General features: G+C 58.6%; 16 protein-coding genes. 8 read left to right on the forward strand and 8 right to left on the reverse strand.

Features of this window, described 5'->3' with window-relative positions; translation table 11 throughout:
- Positions 1–73 precede the first annotated feature (73 nt).
- The 3 genes from ACP7BN_RS14820 to gcl form a co-directional block, all read right to left on the reverse strand.
- Positions 74–967, reverse strand: a complete 894-nt coding sequence (locus tag ACP7BN_RS14820; RefSeq protein WP_426205002.1) for a 2-hydroxy-3-oxopropionate reductase — start codon at positions 965–967, stop codon at positions 74–76.
- A gap of 167 nt (positions 968–1,134) precedes the next feature.
- The gene (hyi, locus tag ACP7BN_RS14825) at positions 1,135–1,917 is read right to left on the reverse strand and encodes a hydroxypyruvate isomerase (RefSeq protein ID WP_134785770.1); all 783 of its coding nucleotides are present in this window, start codon (positions 1,915–1,917) and stop codon (positions 1,135–1,137) included.
- Between the two features lie 178 nt (positions 1,918–2,095).
- On the reverse strand, positions 2,096–3,871 hold the full coding sequence (gene gcl / locus ACP7BN_RS14830) for a glyoxylate carboligase (RefSeq protein WP_420648018.1): 1,776 nt from the start codon (positions 3,869–3,871) through the stop codon (positions 2,096–2,098).
- Between the two features lie 266 nt (positions 3,872–4,137).
- On the opposite strand from gcl, the gene ACP7BN_RS14835 reads away from it, so the two are divergent.
- The 3 genes from ACP7BN_RS14835 (at position 4,138) to ACP7BN_RS14845 (ending at position 6,450) form a co-directional block, all read left to right on the forward strand.
- Positions 4,138–4,578, forward strand: coding sequence for a GlcG/HbpS family heme-binding protein (locus tag ACP7BN_RS14835; RefSeq protein ID WP_426205005.1), 441 nt, complete (start codon positions 4,138–4,140; stop codon positions 4,576–4,578).
- A 95-nt stretch (positions 4,579–4,673) separates the two neighbouring features.
- Positions 4,674–5,744: an alpha/beta hydrolase-fold protein gene (locus ACP7BN_RS14840; protein WP_426205006.1), complete on the forward strand. Its 1,071-nt coding sequence runs from the start codon at positions 4,674–4,676 to the stop codon at positions 5,742–5,744.
- Between the two features lie 247 nt (positions 5,745–5,991).
- Positions 5,992–6,450 carry an REP-associated tyrosine transposase gene (locus ACP7BN_RS14845; RefSeq protein WP_426205008.1) on the forward strand — a complete coding sequence of 153 codons (459 nt, stop codon included), beginning with the start codon at positions 5,992–5,994 and terminating at the stop codon, positions 6,448–6,450.
- A 128-nt stretch (positions 6,451–6,578) separates the two neighbouring features.
- Here the strand turns inward: ACP7BN_RS14845 and ACP7BN_RS14850 are convergent, their stop codons facing one another.
- Positions 6,579–7,184, reverse strand: a complete 606-nt coding sequence (locus tag ACP7BN_RS14850; protein ID WP_420648022.1) for a TetR/AcrR family transcriptional regulator — start codon at positions 7,182–7,184, stop codon at positions 6,579–6,581.
- Positions 7,185–7,318: 134 nt separating this feature from the next.
- Between ACP7BN_RS14850 and ACP7BN_RS14855 the strand changes: the two genes are divergently transcribed.
- Positions 7,319–8,233, forward strand: coding sequence for a DUF808 domain-containing protein (locus ACP7BN_RS14855; RefSeq protein WP_426205009.1), 915 nt, complete (start codon positions 7,319–7,321; stop codon positions 8,231–8,233).
- A gap of 65 nt (positions 8,234–8,298) precedes the next feature.
- Here the strand turns inward: ACP7BN_RS14855 and ACP7BN_RS14860 are convergent, their stop codons facing one another.
- A complete protein-coding gene (locus ACP7BN_RS14860; protein WP_426205011.1) occupies positions 8,299–9,087 on the reverse strand; it encodes an MlaA family lipoprotein in 789 nt (262 codons plus the stop codon).
- Complete coding sequence (locus ACP7BN_RS14865; protein WP_426205013.1) at positions 9,080–10,378, reverse strand: serine/threonine protein kinase; 1,299 nt, start codon at positions 10,376–10,378, stop codon at positions 9,080–9,082. The genes ACP7BN_RS14860 and ACP7BN_RS14865 overlap by 8 nt, the downstream gene beginning before the upstream one ends.
- 223 nt (positions 10,379–10,601) lie before the next feature.
- Between ACP7BN_RS14865 and ACP7BN_RS14870 the strand changes: the two genes are divergently transcribed.
- Positions 10,602–10,970, forward strand: coding sequence for a hypothetical protein (locus ACP7BN_RS14870; protein ID WP_426205015.1), 369 nt, complete (start codon positions 10,602–10,604; stop codon positions 10,968–10,970).
- Positions 10,971–11,091: 121 nt separating this feature from the next.
- On the opposite strand, the gene ACP7BN_RS14875 is transcribed toward ACP7BN_RS14870, so the two are convergent.
- On the reverse strand, positions 11,092–12,684 hold the full coding sequence (locus ACP7BN_RS14875; RefSeq protein ID WP_426205017.1) for a beta (1-6) glucans synthase: 1,593 nt from the start codon (positions 12,682–12,684) through the stop codon (positions 11,092–11,094).
- Between the two features lie 298 nt (positions 12,685–12,982).
- Between ACP7BN_RS14875 and ACP7BN_RS14880 the strand changes: the two genes are divergently transcribed.
- The 3 genes from ACP7BN_RS14880 to ACP7BN_RS14890 all read left to right on the forward strand — a co-directional run bounded on the left by ACP7BN_RS14880 (position 12,983) and on the right by ACP7BN_RS14890 (position 16,057).
- A complete protein-coding gene (locus tag ACP7BN_RS14880; protein WP_426205019.1) occupies positions 12,983–13,834 on the forward strand; it encodes a glycine betaine ABC transporter substrate-binding protein in 852 nt (283 codons plus the stop codon).
- 256 nt (positions 13,835–14,090) lie between these two features.
- On the forward strand, positions 14,091–14,402 hold the full coding sequence (locus ACP7BN_RS14885; RefSeq protein ID WP_266018425.1) for a DUF485 domain-containing protein: 312 nt from the start codon (positions 14,091–14,093) through the stop codon (positions 14,400–14,402).
- Positions 14,399–16,057, forward strand: a complete 1,659-nt coding sequence (locus ACP7BN_RS14890; RefSeq protein ID WP_426205021.1) for a cation acetate symporter — start codon at positions 14,399–14,401, stop codon at positions 16,055–16,057. Before ACP7BN_RS14885 ends, ACP7BN_RS14890 begins: the two co-directional genes overlap by 4 nt.
- Before the next feature lie 991 nt (positions 16,058–17,048).
- Here the strand turns inward: ACP7BN_RS14890 and gltA are convergent.
- Positions 17,049–18,338 carry a citrate synthase gene (gltA, locus tag ACP7BN_RS14895; RefSeq protein WP_071486445.1) on the reverse strand — a complete coding sequence of 430 codons (1,290 nt, stop codon included), beginning with the start codon at positions 18,336–18,338 and terminating at the stop codon, positions 17,049–17,051.
- Between the last annotated feature and the right edge of the window lie 235 nt (positions 18,339–18,573).

Consider the following 18,573-nt stretch of genomic DNA (forward strand, 5'->3'; position numbering starts at 1 on the left):
GTCATTCAGGAAAACCGAGTCGATGCCATCGCGGGCAAGCCCGCTCCCACAGAGAGCGAGCCACAGGCGCGGATTATTTTTTATCGCGAATCGAGAAGTTGGCCATGTGTTCCAGGCCTTTGATCAGCGCCGAGTGATCCCAGTTGCTGCCGCCGATCGCTGCGCAGGTGCTGAACACTTGCTGGGCGTTGGCGGTGTTCGGCAGGTTGATGTTCAGCTCCTTGGCGCCTTGCAGGGCCAGGTTCAGATCCTTCTGGTGCAGGCTGATGCGGAAGCCCGGATCGAAGGTGCCTTTGATCATGCGCTCGCCGTGTACTTCAAGAATCTTCGAGGACGCAAAACCGCCCATCAGCGCTTCACGCACCTTGGCTGGATCGGCACCGTTTTTCGAAGCGAACAGCAGGGCTTCGGCAACGGCCTGAATGTTCAGCGCCACGATAATCTGGTTGGCAACCTTGGCGGTCTGACCGTCGCCATTACCACCGACCAGCGTGATGTTCTTGCCCATGGCCTGGAACAGCGGCAGTGCGCGTTCGAAGGCATCGGCGTCGCCACCGATCATGATGCTCAGGGTAGCCGCCTTGGCGCCAACTTCACCACCGGAGACTGGAGCGTCGATGTATTGCGCGCCTTTTTCGTTGATCTTCGCGGCGAACGCCTTGGTGGCGGTCGGCGAAATCGAGCTCATGTCGATGACGATTTTGCCTTTGCTCAGGCCCGCAGCAACGCCATCGGCGCGGAACAGCACGTCATCGACCTGCGGGGTGTCCGGCACCATGACGATGATGAATTCCGCTTCTTGCGCGACTTCGCGCGGATTGGCCAGGGCGATGGCGCCAGCGGCGACCAGATCAGCCGGGGCCGCGTCGTGGTGCGCGGACAGGAACAGGCTGTGACCGGCTTTCTGCAGGTTCGCCGCCATTGGGTGGCCCATGATGCCGGTGCCGATAAATCCGATTTTAGCCATGAGAAAATCCTCTTTTTATTCTGATGCTGCAATGTAGTCTTGGAGACGCAGCAAATTCATTGTGGGAGCTGGCTTGCCAGCGATGACGGTGGGTCAGGCAACATATTTGTTGTGTGTGCCGCCGCCATCGCGGGCAAGCCCGCTCCCACAGGGTTTTGTATTTTTGTTCAGATTGCGTTGTGGCTCTTGAGCCAGCCCAAGCCAGCCTCGGTGGTGGTCAGCGGTTTGTACTCACAGCCAACCCAGCCCTGATATCCGATGCGATCAAGGTGTTCGAACAGGAAGCGATAGTTGATCTCGCCAGTCCCCGGCTCGTTACGCCCAGGGTTGTCCGCCAGTTGCACATGGTTGATCTCGCCCAGGTGCGATTGCAGGGTGCGGGCCAGATCGCCTTCCATGATTTGCATGTGATAGATGTCGTATTGCAGGAACAGATTGGCGCTGCCGACCTGCTCGCGAATCGATAGGGCTTGCGCGGTGTTGTTCAGGTAGAAACCTGGAATGTCGCGGGTGTTGATCGCTTCCATCACCAGTTTGATACCTGCCGCTTGCAGCTTGTCGGCGGCGTACTTGAGGTTGGCGACGAAGGTCTTCTCAACGGTGGCATCGTCCACGCCTTGCGGCCGGATGCCGGCCAGGCAGTTGACCTGAGTGTTACCGAGAACCTGCGCATACGCGATGGCCAGATCGACCCCGGCACGGAACTCTTCAACCCGATCCGGCAGGCAGGCAATCCCGCGCTCGCCCTTGGCCCAGTCACCGGCCGGCAGGTTGAACAGCACTTGGGTCAGGCCATTGGCATCAAGTTTGGCCTTGATTTCGGCAGAGCTGAAATCGTACGGGAACAGGTACTCGACACCGCTGAAACCGGCCTTGGCGGCGGCGTCGAAACGGGCAAGAAAATCCTGTTCGGTGAACAGCATGGACAGGTTGGCTGCGAAACGCGGCATGGTGGTCTCCTAAAAGCGGATTTGACACGGTGGGTCAGACTAAACGCGATCAGTCCCCTCTCCTGGGGGAGAGGGTTAGGGTGAGGGGAGAATCAAGGTTGGCCCAAAATCCCGCGAACGACACAACATCGTTCCCTCACCCCAGCCCTCTCCCCAAGGGAGAGGGGGCTAAAGGCAATCAGTCGAGCAACGAAATCGCCGTCGGCGCGTCGTTGCCGACCAGTGCCAGGTCTTCGAATTCGTTGACGGCGTTGATCTCGGTTCCCATGGAGATGTTGGTCACACGCTCCAGAATGATCTCGACAATCACCGGCACTTTGAACTCTTCGATCATCTGTTCGGCCTTGCGCAGGGCAGGGGCGATTTCCGACGGTTCGAACACACGCAGTGCTTTACAGCCGAGGCCTTCGGCAACTGCGACGTGGTCAACCCCGTAACCGTTGAGTTCCGGCGCGTTGAGGTTATCGAAGGACAGCTGCACGCAGTAGTCCATCTCGAACCCGCGCTGCGCCTGACGGATCAGGCCCAGGTACGAGTTGTTCACCACGACGTGGATGTAAGGCAGTTTGAACTGAGCGCCGACCGCCAGTTCTTCGATCATGAACTGGAAATCATAGTCCCCCGACAGGGCCACGACTTTACGGCTCGGATCGGCCTTGACCACGCCCAGCGCTGCCGGAATGGTCCAGCCCAACGGGCCGGCCTGACCACAGTTGATCCAGTGCCGCGGCTTGTAGACGTGCAGGAACTGCGCGCCCGCAATCTGCGACAGACCAATGGTGCTGACGTAGCAGGTGTCCTTGCCGAACACCTGGTTCATTTCTTCGTAAACGCGCTGCGGCTTGACCGGCACGTTGTCGAAGTGAGTCTTGCGATGCAGGCTGGCTTTGCGCTGTTGGCAATCTTGCAGCCAGGCGCTGCGGTTTTTCAGTTTGCCGGCGGCTTGCCATTCACGCGCGACTTCGATGAACACGGTCAGCGCAGCAGCAGCGTCGGAAACGATGCCCAGATCCGGCGTGAACACGCGACCGATCTGCGTGCCTTCGATATCCACGTGAATGAACTTGCGACCTTCGGTATAGACGTCAACCGAACCGGTATGACGGTTGGCCCAACGGTTACCGATGCCCAGCACCACGTCGGATTTCAACATGGTCGCGTTGCCGTAACGGTGCGAAGTCTGCAAACCGACCATGCCGACCATCAACGGGTGATCGTCCGGGATCGTGCCCCAACCCATCAGGGTCGGGATCACCGGAATACCGGTCAGCTCAGCGAACTCAACCAGCAAGTCGCTGGCGTCAGCGTTGATGATGCCGCCACCGGCGACCAGCAATGGACGCTCGGCCTGATCGAGCAGGGCCAGGGCTTTTTCAACCTGAATGCGCGTGGCGGTCGGCTTGAACAGCGGCAGTGGCTGGTAAGCGTCGATGTCGAATTCGATTTCGGCCATCTGCACGTCGAACGGCAGGTCGATCAGCACCGGGCCTGGACGACCGGAGCGCATTTCAAAGAAGGCTTTCTGGAACGCGTAAGGCACCTGGCCCGGTTCCAGAACAGTGGTCGCCCACTTGGTCACCGGTTTGACGATGCTGGTGATGTCGACAGCCTGGAAATCTTCCTTGTGCATGCGAGCACGCGGCGCCTGGCCGGTGATGCACAGAATCGGGATCGAGTCGGCGGAGGCGCTGTACAGACCGGTGACCATGTCGGTACCGGCCGGGCCGGAAGTGCCGATGCACACGCCGATGTTGCCGGCCTTGGTGCGGGTGTAGCCCTCGGCCATGTGCGAGGCGCCTTCAACGTGGCGAGCGAGGACGTGATCGATGCCACCGACTTTCTGCAGGGCGGAATACAGCGGGTTGATCGCAGCGCCGGGAATGCCAAAAGCGGTATCAACCCCTTCACGGCGCATCACCAGAACGGCGGCTTCGATTGCTCTCATTTTGCTCATGGTTTTGTGCCTCTTACGTTTTGTAATTGTATACAAGTGGCTTTGCGCAGAGTTTATTCACGGCGGACGGCGCAGGTCAATCCATTTTCTCAAGCGCCCGTTTCATTCGTCGGAAGCCGTATCTACTGTGGCTTTTCGTCGCGTGGGGCGATTTTCGAGAATTATTGTATACAAAAAAATAACTCATTGTGTTCTATTTGTTGGATCGAGCTGCGGCACTTTCGCGCAGCCAACAGCTTTCCCTATAACAAAATGAGGACGGCACCATGAGCGCTTTAACCTTGAAAGTTGCAGTCAACCTGGTCGATCAGGCCATCGCCGCAGGGCGCGCAATCTCCGCAGCCCCGCTGACCATCGCGGTACTCGATACCGGTGGCCATCTGGTCACCCTTCAACGCGAAGACGGCGCGAGCCTGCTGCGCCCGGACATCGCCATCGGCAAAGCCTGGGGCGCCATTGCGCTGGGTAAGGGCTCGCGTCTGCTGGCAGTGGATGCTCAGCAACGCCCGGCGTTCTTCGCCGCACTCAACAGCATGGGCCAGGGCAGCGTCGTGCCGGCACCGGGTGGTGTGTTGATCCGCGATCAGGCGGGGAATGTGCTGGGGGCGATCGGCATCAGTGGCGATGTGTCGGATATTGATGAGCAGGTGGCGATCAAAGCGGTGGAGGCGCTGGATCTGCGCGCCGATGCAGGCGTGGCGGCTTGATCTGAGCTAAATTGCCACGGCTGGCATTGTGGTGATGACGAAACGGGGCGCTGTCGTTAGACTGCCGCCCCGTTTTTGTATCAAGGAAGATCAGCGTGAAGACGCTATATGCCATCTCTCTGGCCACGGCCATGACCCTCAGCAGCTCTTTTCTGCATGCCGCCGAACAGCTCGATCCCGACGAAATCGCTTTCAACGCGCTCAGTCCGGTAGTTTCTGCGCTGCTCAACGCCGACGATGTTCCCGAACTGATGGAACGCGCCGAGACTCTGTCAGACACTGACACCTTGCAGGCGATCGCAGTTTATCTGGCTGCCAGCCGTGAAGATCCCAAGCAAATCCTTGCGCCTTATCAGGTTGCCGCACTGTTTGCCCGGCGTGGTGATGACAAACTCGCACTGCGCTATCTGCAAGAAGCCGATGATCGCGGCCTGTGGTTCGGCCCGCTGTTGGCCGGTGACGAAGATTTCTCTGAGCTGCGCGAGACCGCCACCTATAAATCGGTGCTGACCAACGCGCAGGAGCGCTACAAGAAAATCGCTGTGGGCAAGGTCGGCGCGATTTCCGTGCTCAACCCGTCGGCGAACATTCCTGTGCCAAAAGCCTGCCGCCCCGTCGTGGTCTGGCTGCACGGTTATGGTGTCAATGGCGAGCTGGGTGAGGGCTACCAACCGCTGGCCGATACTGGCGCAATCATTCTGGGGATCAACGGCACGCAGATGATCAACGCAGTCGACAGCTTCCGCTGGATCGGCCCCGGCTTCGAAGGCACCCATCAGACGGTGCAGCAGGGCCTCAAAGCCCTGGAAGCGCAACAATGCATCGACCGCAAACGGGTGTTCCTGATGGGCTTCTCCCAAGGCTCGCAACATGCCGGCGCCTTGTTGGCGCAGCATCCGGACGATTACGCCGGCGCGCTGCTGTTGTCCCCCGGCGGCATGCAGCCGACGCCAACCGAAAGCAAGGCTCGCGGCAAGCGTGTGTTTGTCGTCAATGGCCAGAAAGAAGGCCCGGGCAATCAGCAGATGAGCGCCGATTTCCGCAAACTGTTCAGCGATGGTAACGAGGTCAAGTCCCGCACCCACGAGGGTGGGCACGTCTTCCCCGACGACTGGAGCACCTCACTCCCGCAAGCACTGCGCTGGTTGATGGGTGAAGAGGTCTGAAAACCTCGGATGGCTGTTGGATCGTTAGCGTCTGATCGATAGTCATCGCTGGCAAGTCGAATCGTCGCACCGCAGCTCCCACAGTTTGCTGTGTTGAACACAAATTCTGCGATCGACACTAGTCCCTGTGGGAGCTGGCTTGCCAGCGATGGAGGCCTCACAGACACATGTAGACAACAGACGGGTCCAGCTAGATGGATCATTGAGGTCTAGCCTCTTGATGAATTCATCATCAAGAGGCAACGGATTGCCTGATCTTTCCGCTTCACATCGTCTGCGAGCCGGCCGCTATGCCGAACCTGATCGAATCTATCTACTGACCACCAACACCCTCAATCGTGAGCCGGTTTTCGCTGACTTTGCTTTGGGACGATTGGTCGTTCATCAATTTCGCCGCGCACAAGATCTCGGGTTAGCCAAGTCGCTGGCTTGGGTCGTCATGCCTGATCATTTTCACTGGTTGGTCGAACTGGAAAATTGCTCCCTGCGCAAACTGATGCGTGAGACCAAATCTCTGAGCACTCGAGAGGTGAATCTTCGCAGTGGCAGGACTGGGCCGCTGTGGCAGCAGGGCTATCATGACCGTGCACTGAGGCGCGAAGAGGATTTGGTGAAAATGGCGCGGTATGTGGTGGCCAATCCATTGCGGGCTGGACTGGTTGAAAAGCTAGGCGACTATCCACTGTGGGATGCGATTTGGGTTTGAGCTGAAACCGTGTCGCCGCAATCGCTGGCAAGCCAGCTCCCACAGGTTGCTGTGTCGAATGTCGATTTCGCACACGACACAAAACCCTGTGGGAGCTGGCTTGCCAGCGATGCGGTCACCGCGGTATTTCAGTCCGGCTCACACCCCTTGAGTACCAACCGAATAATCGTCTGCGCCGCTGCCTCGTAATCCGCCTCGTCCAGTTTGTCCTTGCCGGTCACCGCAGAAATCTGCCAGTCGAAATCGGCGTAGGTCTGGGTCGCGGCCCAGATGCTGAACATCAGGTGGTTGGGGTCGAGCGGGGCGATCTGGCCGCGGTCGATCCAGGTCTGGATGCAGTCGATGTTGTGCTTGGCCTGGCTGTTGAGCTGTTCCACCAAGTCGGCGCTCAGGTGTGGAGCGCCGTGCATGATTTCGCTGGCGAACACCTTCGAGGCAAACGGCAGGTCGCGCGAAATGCGGATCTTCGAGCGGATGTAGCCGCTCAGCACTTCGCTCGGCACGCCGTCCGCGTTGAACGGCGTCGAGGCTTGCAGAATCGGCACGATGATACTTTCCAGGACCTCGCGGTAGAGGTTTTCCTTGGACTTGAAGTAGTAGTAGACGTTGGGTTTGGGTAACCCCGCCTTGGCCGCGATGTCACTGGTTTTGGTCGCAGCGAAGCCCTTGTCGGCAAATTCTTCACTGGCGGCACGCAGGATCAGTTCTTTGTTGCGCTCGCGGATAGTGCTCATAAACCAGGTGGTTCCTTGCCTGTTCTGGCGGTTGCGCATGGTAGCACCGGCCTCACGCGGCGCTCAACAATGCACCATGTGGTCTGCGGTCGCGCTATGCTGCGCAGCATTATTCACAGAAGGAAACATGATTCATGGCAGGAAGCAGTTTGCTGGTGCTGATCGACGACATCGCCGCCGTACTCGACGACGTTGCGTTGATGACCAAAATGGCCGCCAAAAAGACCGCCGGGGTGCTTGGCGATGACTTGGCGCTGAACGCCCAGCAGGTCTCCGGGGTGCGCGCCGAGCGGGAAATTCCCGTGGTGTGGGCGGTGGCCAAGGGCTCGTTCCTGAATAAACTGATCCTCGTGCCATCGGCGCTGGCGATCAGTGCGTTCGTGCCATGGCTGGTGACGCCGCTGTTGATGGTCGGCGGCGCCTACCTGTGTTTCGAAGGTTTCGAAAAACTCGCGCACAAGTTTCTGCATAGCAAGGCTGAAGACGAAGCGGAGCATGCGCAACTGACCGAAGCAGTCGCCGATCCCGCGACTGATCTGGTGGCGTTCGAGAAAGACAAGATCAAAGGCGCGATCCGCACTGACTTCATTCTGTCGGCGGAAATCATTGCCATTACCCTCGGCACCGTGGCCGGCGCTTCGCTGACTCAGCAAGTGATCGTACTGTCGGGCATCGCCATCGTCATGACTGTCGGTGTTTATGGCCTGGTGGCGGGCATTGTCAAACTCGACGACCTCGGCCTGTGGCTGACCCAGAAGCCTGGGAAAATGGCCAAAAGCATCGGCAACGGCATCCTGCGTGCAGCGCCGTACATGATGAAAAGCCTGTCGGTGATCGGCACGGCGGCGATGTTCCTGGTCGGCGGCGGCATCCTTACCCACGGCGTGCCGGTGGTGCATCACTGGATCGAAGGCGTTAGCGCAGCGGCCGGTGGTGCCGGGTTTGTGGTGCCGACGCTGCTCAACGCCGTGGCGGGGATTATCGCCGGCGCGGTGGTGTTGGCCGGCGTGATGGTGATCGGCAAGCTGTGGAAAGCGTTGAAAGGTTAAACCTGACGCAAACAAAAAGGGCCATTCGACTCGCATCGAATGGCCCTTTTTTGTGGCTGCCGGGTTTACTCGGCGATCTGCAACTTACGCGATTCGGTGTACACGTAACGCACTTTCTCGTACTCGAACGGCGAGTTCAGCTGGCCGTAGCGGAAGCTGGTCTGGTAGCGCTTGTCGACGCCGCGCAGTGCCCACAATTCCGGGTGGTTGGAGCTGACTTCCGAGACGTTGAGGAAGTTGATCGCCGATTCTGCGGTGTAGTCCACGGCGAGGCCGGCGGTGTCGCGGATGTTCGACGGACCGAGGATCGGCAGCACGAAGTAGGCGCCGCCCGGTACGCCGTAGAAGCCCAGGGTCTGACCGAAGTCTTCGCTCTGGCGCGGCAGGCCCATCGAGGTGGCCGGATCCCACAGGCCGGCGATGCCGATGGTGGTGTTAAGCAGCAGGCGCGCGGTGGTTTCCATCGAGCGCTTGCCTTTGAACTGCAACAGGCTGTTGACCAGGTTCGGCACGTCGCCAATGTTGTTGAAGAAGTTGCTCACGCCAGTACGCAAAAAGCTCGGCGTAATGTAGCGATAACCATCGACCACCGGCAGGAACACCCATTGGTCGAAGCGGTAGTTGAAGTGATAAACACGACGGTTCCACTCTTCCAGCGGGTCGTAGACGTTCAGCGCGCTGAGCGTCGAACGCTCGAATTCGCGCTGATCCAGGCCCGGGTTGAATTTGAGTTTGGTCAACGGCTCTTTGAAGCCGTCGCTGTCGATGACCACCGGTGCATTGGCTTTGCTGTTGTCGGCCTGGGCCACGCCTGCACAGAGTAACGCTGCAGTCAGCAGGAGATATTTAGCCACGGAAGAACTCCAGCATGGCGTCGCTGTTGACGCGGTAGTTAAGGTTGCCGCAATGGCCGCCGAGTGGGTAAACAGTCAGGCGATCACCAAAGGTCTTGCGCAGGAAACCGAGGTCGCCCGGGCCGAGAATCACGTCGTCGGCGTTGTGCATAACGGCGATTTTCGGGCTGTCGTGCAGGTAATCCTTGAGCGCGTACAGGCTGACCTGATCGATCAGTTGCAGCAGGCTGCCGCCATCAGTGCGGGCGCGCCACATCGGAATCACCTGTTCGGTCAGGTAGCAGTCGAAGTCGCATTGCAGCGCACGCTTGAGAAACGGCGAGAGGCTGGTGCCTTCGGTGATCGGGTATTTCGGCGGCGTGATCAGGCCGCGACGGTTGATCAGGTCCGAAGTAAACGCGATGTCAGCCGCCGAGAAACGGAACGAGGTGCCGATCAGCATCGCCATCTGTTCGTTGGTCAGGTGCTGCTTGGACTGTTGAAAGTCGTAGAGCAGGGCGTCGTTGAGGTCGATGTAGCCTTTCTGCTGGAAGTAGCGAGTCAGCTTGCTCAGCACCAGTTCATAGAAGGTGGTGCTGTTGTTGATGCCTTTCACTTCGGTCTGGACCAACTTGTCGAGGTTGGTGATCGAGGTGTAGAGGTTGACCGGCGGGTTCAGCAGCAAGACTTTCTTGAAGTTGAAGCTGCGGCGGGTTTCATCCAGATGCGCGACAAAGGCTGCATCGAGTGCACCGAGGCTGTAGCCGCTGAGGTAATACTCGGTGACTGCAACTTTCGGATTCTGCGCACGCACGGCCTGCATCACCCGGTACATGTCCTCGGCGTCTTCCTTGGTCACGCCCGGAGTAGCGAAGCGCGATGCGGCGCTGATGAAGTCGAAACTGGTCGGCGAGGACAGCTGCACGACGTTGTAACCAGCCTTGTAATACAGCTTTTTCAGGTATTCGTTGAGCGTGCTGTCATAGCGTGCGCCGGTGCCGGCGATCAAGAAGATCAGCGGTGCAGGCTTGTCTTGGGTGGCGATGCGGTAAGTCAGCTTTTTTACTGCCCAGAAATTGTCCGGCAGGGTGAACTCACGCTCCGGGCGCAGTGTGAGGCTGCGGTCGGACTGATTGATGTCTTCGTCCAGCGGCAGCTCCGGGCGCAAATCCGGCGGCGTCGTGGCAATGGTCGCCTCGAACGGATTGGTCAAGGGATAGCCATAGCTGGCGGCGTCGATATCCACCGCCAGTGCGGACGCACTCAAAATAAGGCCGCCAAAGAAGGCGGCGAAGCGCAAGGAATGGAGCATGACTGAATCCCTTAAAGGAAGGTGCCGAATGAAGTTCGCAGGCTATGACCACCGCCGTTGCGCCAAAGTGCCATGCCTCGGCACCAAACAGGCAGAATTCGGGGTAATAGTAGCTAAACGATACACTTTGCAGTGATTGGATGGCCAGTTAAGTGTTGTTAGCGCTTGCGTATGAGTGGTGGCAGATTAAGCTGGCCGCCGATTTCGATGATTGGAGCGTTCCATGTCCCGCCGCTTGCCCGTGATTCTGCTGCTCGTTTTGCTGCCACTTTGGCTGGCCGCCAGTTATGGCGCGCGTTACGGTTTCATGGAGGACGGGCAGTGGGTCGGCGTCTGTATCGATGAGGCCAGCCGCTGGGAATGCCAACTGCGCGCGAACCTCGGCTGGATGATTCACTTCAAGGTGTTGGGTTGGACAGCATTGGCTGCGGCGCTGCTCGGTTTTGTCGTGCCGGGGCGTGCCGGATGGTGGCTGGCGGTGCTGGCGCTGGTGGTCGGGTTGCCGGCACTGGCGTTGTACAACACCACGTTGGCGGTGTTTGCGGTGGTGATTGCCGGGTTGCGGTTGGTCAGACAGTCCCGTAGCGCCTGACGGTCAGTCATCGCTGGCAAGCCAGCTCCCACAGGATAATTGCTGAACACAACATGTGTGTACGACACAAAAACTGTGGGAGCTGGCTTGCCAGCGATGGGGGCTTAGCAGGCGCTAAAGATCAGTTGCGAACCCGCAAACAGCGCCACAACGCAGCAACCATCAACACACTTACGAATGCCCAACCCCACGCCTGCTGATTAAGCAATCCTTCAACAAACAACTGTGGCGCAATCCCCGCGCCGATGATGAAGGTCAGCAAGGCAATCTCGCGACGCGGCACGCTCACCGGTCGGCACAGGTAAACCAGCGCCGGCAGAATGAACGCCACACTCGGAAAGCTGCGATAACGCGGATCGATCACCAGCTCCAGCATCATCACCGCTGCGGCAAACCCCGCCGCCGACACCAGCCAGCCCGCGCGACGCTCCAGCAGATTGAACGCGCGCCCACGCCAGCCGGTGCGCGCGCTCAAGGTCAACGCGGCGTGCGCCAGGATCAGCAGATTCAAAGCCGTCAGCAAGCCGACCCACAACCATTCACTGGCAAACCGTGTGGTCACTCGCGCCAGATCGCCCCACGCGCCAATCGAACACGCGGCGAGGGCGCCCAGCAGCGGCAGCACCAACGCTGAACGAGTGCTGCGCACGCGACCGCCGAGCAACAGCGTGCCAAGGAAAATCAAACCGCCGACCGCCAGCCACTGCGACCAGTACGGCACGTTCGACACCGGGCCGGCGAGGATGCCTTTGTCCTGACGATCTGCATCGAACAGGCCCCAATAACCGCCGACCGCGCCTTCGCTGGCGCGTTTCCACGGCTGATCGAAGGCTTCAATCAGGTTGTAATGCCAGCCTTCGTGCTCGGCCATGGTGACAAAACCACGAATGAACTTGGCCTCATTGACCCGGCTCGGCAGGGCGGTTTCACGCTGACGGCCTTCGCTCGGCCAGCCGGTTTCGCCAATCATCACGTCTTTAGGCGCGAACTTGTTGCCGAACACCTGACGCACCTCGGCCACATGTTGCAATGCCGCGTCGATGCTCGACGGATCGTCTTCCCAGTACGGCAGCAAGTGGATGGTCAGGAAGTCCACCGCGGGCGCGATTTCCGGGTGCTTGAGCCAGAACTCCCAGACATCCGCATACGTTACCGGTTGCTTGACCTGGCTTTTGACCTTGTTGATCAAGCGAGCCAGTTGCGCGCCAGTGACTTCCTTGCGCAGCAAGGCTTCGTTGCCGACGATCACCGCGCTGACCACATCCGGGTTGGCATTGGCCGAAGCGATCAGCAGATCGACTTCTTTCTCGGTATCTACCGGGTTGCTGTTGACCCAGGCGCCGATCATTAACTTCAAGCCATGCTTGCGCGCCAGATCCGGCAGAGCATCGAGGCCGGTCATGGAGTAGGTGCGGATACATTCGAAGCGCGTGGCGAGCAAGGCCAGGTCGGCGTCCATGCGCTCGGGGCGCAGTTTGAACGGCACGTCGAACGGCGACTGATCTTTATCGAACGGGGTGTAGGAGGCGCATTGCAGCTTGTGCGTCGGCGTGGCGGCGTCCGGCAGAATCACCGGTTTTCCGAGGCCATACCAGAAGCCGCAAAGCGCAAACAGCCCGAGCAGGCTGGCGAATATATAAGGAAGAAGAGGAGAGCGTGAAGTCGCGGACATGGTCAGGCCGAGTGGCTGCAAAGCGACGCATGTTACCTGCATTTAACAACTGTCAGGTGGCCCGCATCACTTTGACATGCAAAGTTCGGGCGGATTGCCCGAGGCGCTTTCCCGGCGCGAGATTAATGGCGTTCTGATGTCGTTTCTCGATGGCTTGAGGTCGCTGGCAGAGCAGGTCGCGATGGGCGTCAGGTTGATGATCAAAGCCGTCAGCTCTCTGTTGATAAAGCGCACTGACATTCGATCCAGATTGCGGTCAGGCGTGATGGGCGCTGTGCACCATAACAATACGTTGACGTCGCCCGGCATCCGTCGGGCGCAGCATTTCGGGGAAGTAACGATGAAGATGCGACGACTTTTAGGCGCAGGTGCCGCTCTGGTGCTGGCGATGGGCGCAACAGCTGCCAGTGCGGAAACCAAGACCCTGAACATCGGTTACGTTGACGGCTGGTCCGACAGCGTCGCCACCACCCACGTGGCGGCCGAAGTGATCAAGCAGAAACTCGGCTACGACGTGAAACTGCAAGCCGTCGCCACCGGGATCATGTGGCAAGGCGTTGCCACCGGCAAACTCGATGCAATGCTGTCCGCCTGGCTGCCAGTGACCCACGGCGATTACTGGACCAAGAACAAGGATCTGGTCGTCGATTACGGCCCGAACTTCAAGGATGCGAAAATCGGCCTGATCGTGCCGGAATATGTGAAAGCCAAGTCCATCGAAGACCTGAAAACCGACGACACCTTCAAAAACCGGATCGTCGGCATTGACGCCGGTTCGGGCGTGATGCTCAAGACTGATCAGGCGATCAAGGATTACGGCCTCGATAAGTACTCGCTCAAGGCCAGTTCCGGCGCCGGCATGATTGCCGAGTTGACCCGAGCCGAGAAGAAAAACGAATCCATCGCCGTCACCGGTTGGGTGCCGCACTGGATGTTCGCCAAGTGGAAACTGCGCTTCCTCGACGACCCGAAGGGCGTGTACGGCGCGGCTGAAACCGTCAACAGCATCGGCAGCAAAGAACTCGAAGCCAAGGCGCCGGAAGTGGCCAAGTTCCTGAAAAACTTCCAGTGGGCGTCGAAAGACGAAATTGGCGAAGTGATGTTGGCGATTCAGGATGGTGCCAAGCCTGATGCAGCGGCTAAAGCATGGGTAGCCAAACACCCGGAGCGCGTGGCTGACTGGACCAAATAACAGCAGCACCGCAATACCTGTGGGAGCGGGCTTGCCCGCGATAGCGGTCTGTCAGTTGACTAATCAGTTGGCTGACACGACGCCATCGCTGGCAAGTCGAATCGTCGCACCGCAGCTCCCACAGTTTTTTGTGTGTGCTGGAAATTGGCACAAGTGTCATGGCGGTCTACTACTAAGGTCGTCTGGAACCCGGCTCGCAGCCGCATACAGTGGATATGTTCCAACTATAAAAATTTGTGCTGCGAGGATAAAAACAATGAACGACAGCATTTACCTCTCGATTCAAAACAGCCCGCGCTTCAAGGAGCTGGTCAGCAAGCGAGAAAAGTTCGCCTGGATTCTTTCGGCGATCATGCTCGGGCTTTACTCCGGATTCATCCTTCTGATTGCTTACGGGCCGCATATTCTGGGCGCGAAGATCAGTCCTGAGTCATCCATTACCTGGGGCATCCCGATCGGTGTCGGGCTGATTCTCTCGGCCTTTATCCTGACCGGCATCTACGTGAAACGCGCCAACGGCGAATTCGACGACCTGAACAATGCGATTCTCAAGGAGGCTCAGCAATGATCCGGCGTCTATTGGCTCTATTGAGTGTCGCGGCTTTCGCGCCGGGTGCCTGGGCGGCTGATGCCCTGACCGGTGCAGTGGCCAAACAACCGCTGAACATTCCGGCGATCCTGATGTTCGTGGCGTTCGTTGGCGCGACTTTGTACATCACCTATTGGGCGTCGAAGAAAAACAACTCGGCGGCCGACTACTATGCAGCCGGCGGCAAGATCACCGGTTTCCAGAACGGCCTGGCGATTGCCGGTGACTACATGTCGGCGGCGTCCTTCCTGGGCATTTCCGCGCTGGTGTTCACCTCCGGCTACGATGGCCTGATCTACTCGATCGGCTTCCTCGTGGGCTGGCCGATCATTCTGTTCCTGATCGCCGAGCGCCTGCGTAACCTGGGCAAGTACACCTTCGCCGACGTGGCGTCCTACCGCCTCGGGCAAACCCAGATTCGCTCCCTGTCCGCCTGCGGTTCGCTGGTGGTAGTGGCGTTCTACCTGATCGCGCAGATGGTCGGTGCCGGTAAGCTGATCCAGTTGCTGTTCGGCCTCGACTACCATGTTGCGGTGATCCTGGTCGGCGTGCTCATGTGCATGTACGTGCTGTTTGGCGGCATGCTGGCGACCACTTGGGTGCAGATCATCAAGGCCGTGCTGTTGCTGTCCGGTGCCTCGTTCATGGCACTGATGGTGATGAAGCACGTCAACTTTGACTTCAACACACTGTTCTCTGAAGCGATCAAGGTTCACGCCAAGGGCGAAGCGATCATGAGCCCGGGCGGTCTGGTGAAAGATCCGATCTCGGCGTTCTCTCTCGGTCTGGCGCTGATGTTCGGTACCGCTGGCCTGCCGCACATCCTGATGCGCTTCTTCACCGTCAGTGACGCGAAAGAAGCTCGCAAGAGCGTGCTCTACGCAACTGGCTTCATCGGCTACTTCTACATCCTGACTTTCATCATCGGCTTCGGCGCGATCTTGCTGGTCAGCACCAACCCGGCGTTCAAGGATGCAGCGGGCGCTCTGCTCGGCGGCAACAACATGGCGGCGGTGCACCTGGCTAACGCAGTCGGTGGCAGCATCTTCCTCGGCTTCATTTCCGCGGTAGCTTTCGCGACCATCCTCGCGGTTGTGGCTGGCCTGACACTGGCCGGTGCTTCGGCGGTATCTCACGACCTGTACGCGAGCGTGATCAAGAAGGGCAAGGCCAACGAGAAGGACGAGATTCGCGTCTCGAAGATCACCACAATCGCGCTGGCGGTGCTGGCGATTGGTCTGGGTATCCTGTTCGAAAGCCAGAACATCGCGTTCATGGTTGGTCTGGCGTTCTCGATTGCTGCGAGCTGTAACTTCCCGGTGCTGCTGCTTTCGATGTACTGGAAGAAGCTGACCACCCGTGGGGCGATGATTGGTGGCTGGTTGGGTCTGATCAGCGCGGTTGGCTTGATGATCCTTGGTCCAACCATCTGGGTGCAGATTCTGCATCACGAGAAGGCGATTTTCCCTTATGAGTATCCGGCGCTGTTTTCGATGATCATTGCGTTTGTGGGGATCTGGTTCTTCTCGATCACTGACAAGTCGGCGGCTGCGGACAGGGAGCGGGCGTTGTTCTTCCCGCAATTTGTGCGTTCGCAGACTGGGTTGGGGGCGAGTGGGGCGGTTTCGCACTAAGCGCCTTAGGTTGTAAGCAAATGCCCTGGTCGTGAGATTGGGGCATTTTTTATTGTGGGCGGTTATTGGAGTTTGAGGTGTTTATCCGTTGCTGCGGAGATGGCTTCTTGCGGTTTCGCCCTTACGGCGAGTCACCTTTTCCAGACGCCGGGATGCCGGCCCAGCGAAAAGGTAACCCAAAAGGCTTTGCCCTGACGTTCGGCCCTCGCTGTGGCTCGGGTTCCTTCGCTCCGGGATCGATCCGGGGGCATCGCCTCCGGTTTGCTGCGCTGCACCTCCTCTCGATGTGTTTGGCTGCGCCAAACGGTCGCTGCGCTCCCACCCCGGATCAATCCCTCCACTCAGCCTGCCGACGGGTGCTCGAGATCAAGAGCTGCACTCGAGCTAACGCTCATTGTGTTGAGTGGTGAGGGGCGGGAGATTCGGCTTTGGTTTTGTGGTGGATTTACCCCTCACCCCAGCCCTCTCCCCGAGGAGAGGGAGCCGATTTGTGGTCTTTTCATAGCCTGAGTTCGGCTCGGTATTTCACGTCGGCGCACCTCTGCCAAGCCACTCGGTCAGTCCCCTCTCCCTCCGGGAGAGGGCTAGTGAGGGGCTCTTGATCCGGCTTTTGATGTGGCTTTTGATCTCCAGCCCCATCGGCAGGCCGAACGTAGGCGTTCATCAGGGGGTAGGCGCGCAGCGCCGTGCGGCGCAGCCGCATACATCGAGAGGAGGTGCAGCGAAGCAAACCGGAGGCGATGCCCCCTGATGGGCGCCGTAGCGAGGGAACACTGAGCTAAGCGAAGTGCCGTACGCCAGGGAGAAGCCTTTTGGGTTACCTTTTCGGCGTTTGGAAAAGGTGACTCGCTGTAAGAGCGAAACCGCCAGCAGCCGCTACCAAAAAAACGGATATGCCCCCAATCCAAAAACACCAAACAAACAAAAACGGCCCCTATCCAAATAGAGGCCGTTTCCGGATACAACTCAAGACGTCAAAGCAAAAGAAGCCTTATTTGCGATCTTCCAGCTTGGTAATGTCCCGCGACTCATACCCAGTGTACAGCTGACGCGGACGGCCAATCTTGTACGGACTGGACAGCATTTCCTTCCAGTGCGAAATCCAGCCAACAGTACGTGCCAGCGCAAAAATCACAGTGAACATGCTGGTCGGAATGCCGATCGCCTTGAGGATGATCCCCGAGTAGAAGTCGACGTTCGGATACAGCGAGCGCTCGATGAAGTACGGGTCGGTCAGCGCGATCTCTTCCAGGCGCATGGCCAGTTCGAGTTGCGGATCGTTTTTGATGCCCAGTTCTTTCAGCACTTCGTCGCAAGTCTTTTTCATGACGGTAGCGCGCGGATCGCGATTTTTGTAAACGCGGTGACCGAAGCCCATCAGCTTGAACGGATCGTTCTTGTCCTTGGCCTTGGCGATGAACTTGTCGATGTTCGAGACATCGCCGATTTCATCGAGCATGGTCAATACGGCTTCGTTCGCACCGCCGTGGGCAGGGCCCCACAGTGCAGCGATACCGGCGGCGATACAGGCAAACGGGTTGGCACCCGAAGAGCCCGCCAGACGTACGGTGGAGGTTGACGCGTTCTGCTCGTGGTCGGCATGCAGGATGAAGATCTTGTCCATGGCCTTGGCGAGCACCGGGCTGATCGGTTTGATCTCGCACGGGGTGTTGAACATCATGTGCAGGAAGTTTTCCGCGTACGTCAGGTCGTTGCGCGGGTACATCATGGGTTGACCCATGGAGTACTTGTAAACCATCGCTGCCAGAGTCGGCATCTTGGCAACCAGGCGGATCGCGGAGATTTCGCGATGCTGCGGGTTATTGATGTCCAGGGAGTCGTGGTAGAAGGCCGAGAGGGCGCCGACTACGCCGCACATGACGGCCATCGGGTGGGCGTCGCGACGGAAGCCGTTGAAGAAGGTTTTCAACTGCTCGTGAACCATCGTGTGGTTTTTCACGGTGCTGACGAACTGGGCCTTCTGTTCTGCAGTCGGCAATTCGCCGTTGAGCAACAGATAGCAGGTTTCCAGGTAGTCCGACTGTTCAGCCAGTTGTTCGATCGGGTAGCCACGGTGCAACAGAATGCCGTTGTCGCCGTCGATATAAGTGATCTTCGATTCGCACGAGGCGGTCGACATGAAACCCGGGTCAAACGTGAAGCGGCCCGTGGCCGTCAGGCCCCGAACATCGATAACATCGGGACCAACGGTGCCGGTTAAAATGGGCAGCTCGACGGGGGCTGCGCCCTCGATGATCAACTGCGCTTTTTTGTCAGCCATGTGGCCTCCTATTTATGCTTGAAATCATCAGACAGACCCCCCACGCAGGGCCCGCACCACTATAGTGAGATAAATTCGAATGTCAATTTGCCTAAAGTCTTGCTCCAGAAGGCTTTAACCGTACTTTTTCCTCGAAATTGCCTGCCATTTACGCCTTTTATTCAACTTGTGCAATCCGCTATTGGGGGTAGGTGATTGCGTTGTCATTAGTAGCCTAACTGTCTATACTCGGCGA

Source organism: Pseudomonas sp. TWP3-1 (assembly GCF_049896625.1).
Classification (GTDB): Bacteria; Pseudomonadota; Gammaproteobacteria; order Pseudomonadales; family Pseudomonadaceae; genus Aquipseudomonas.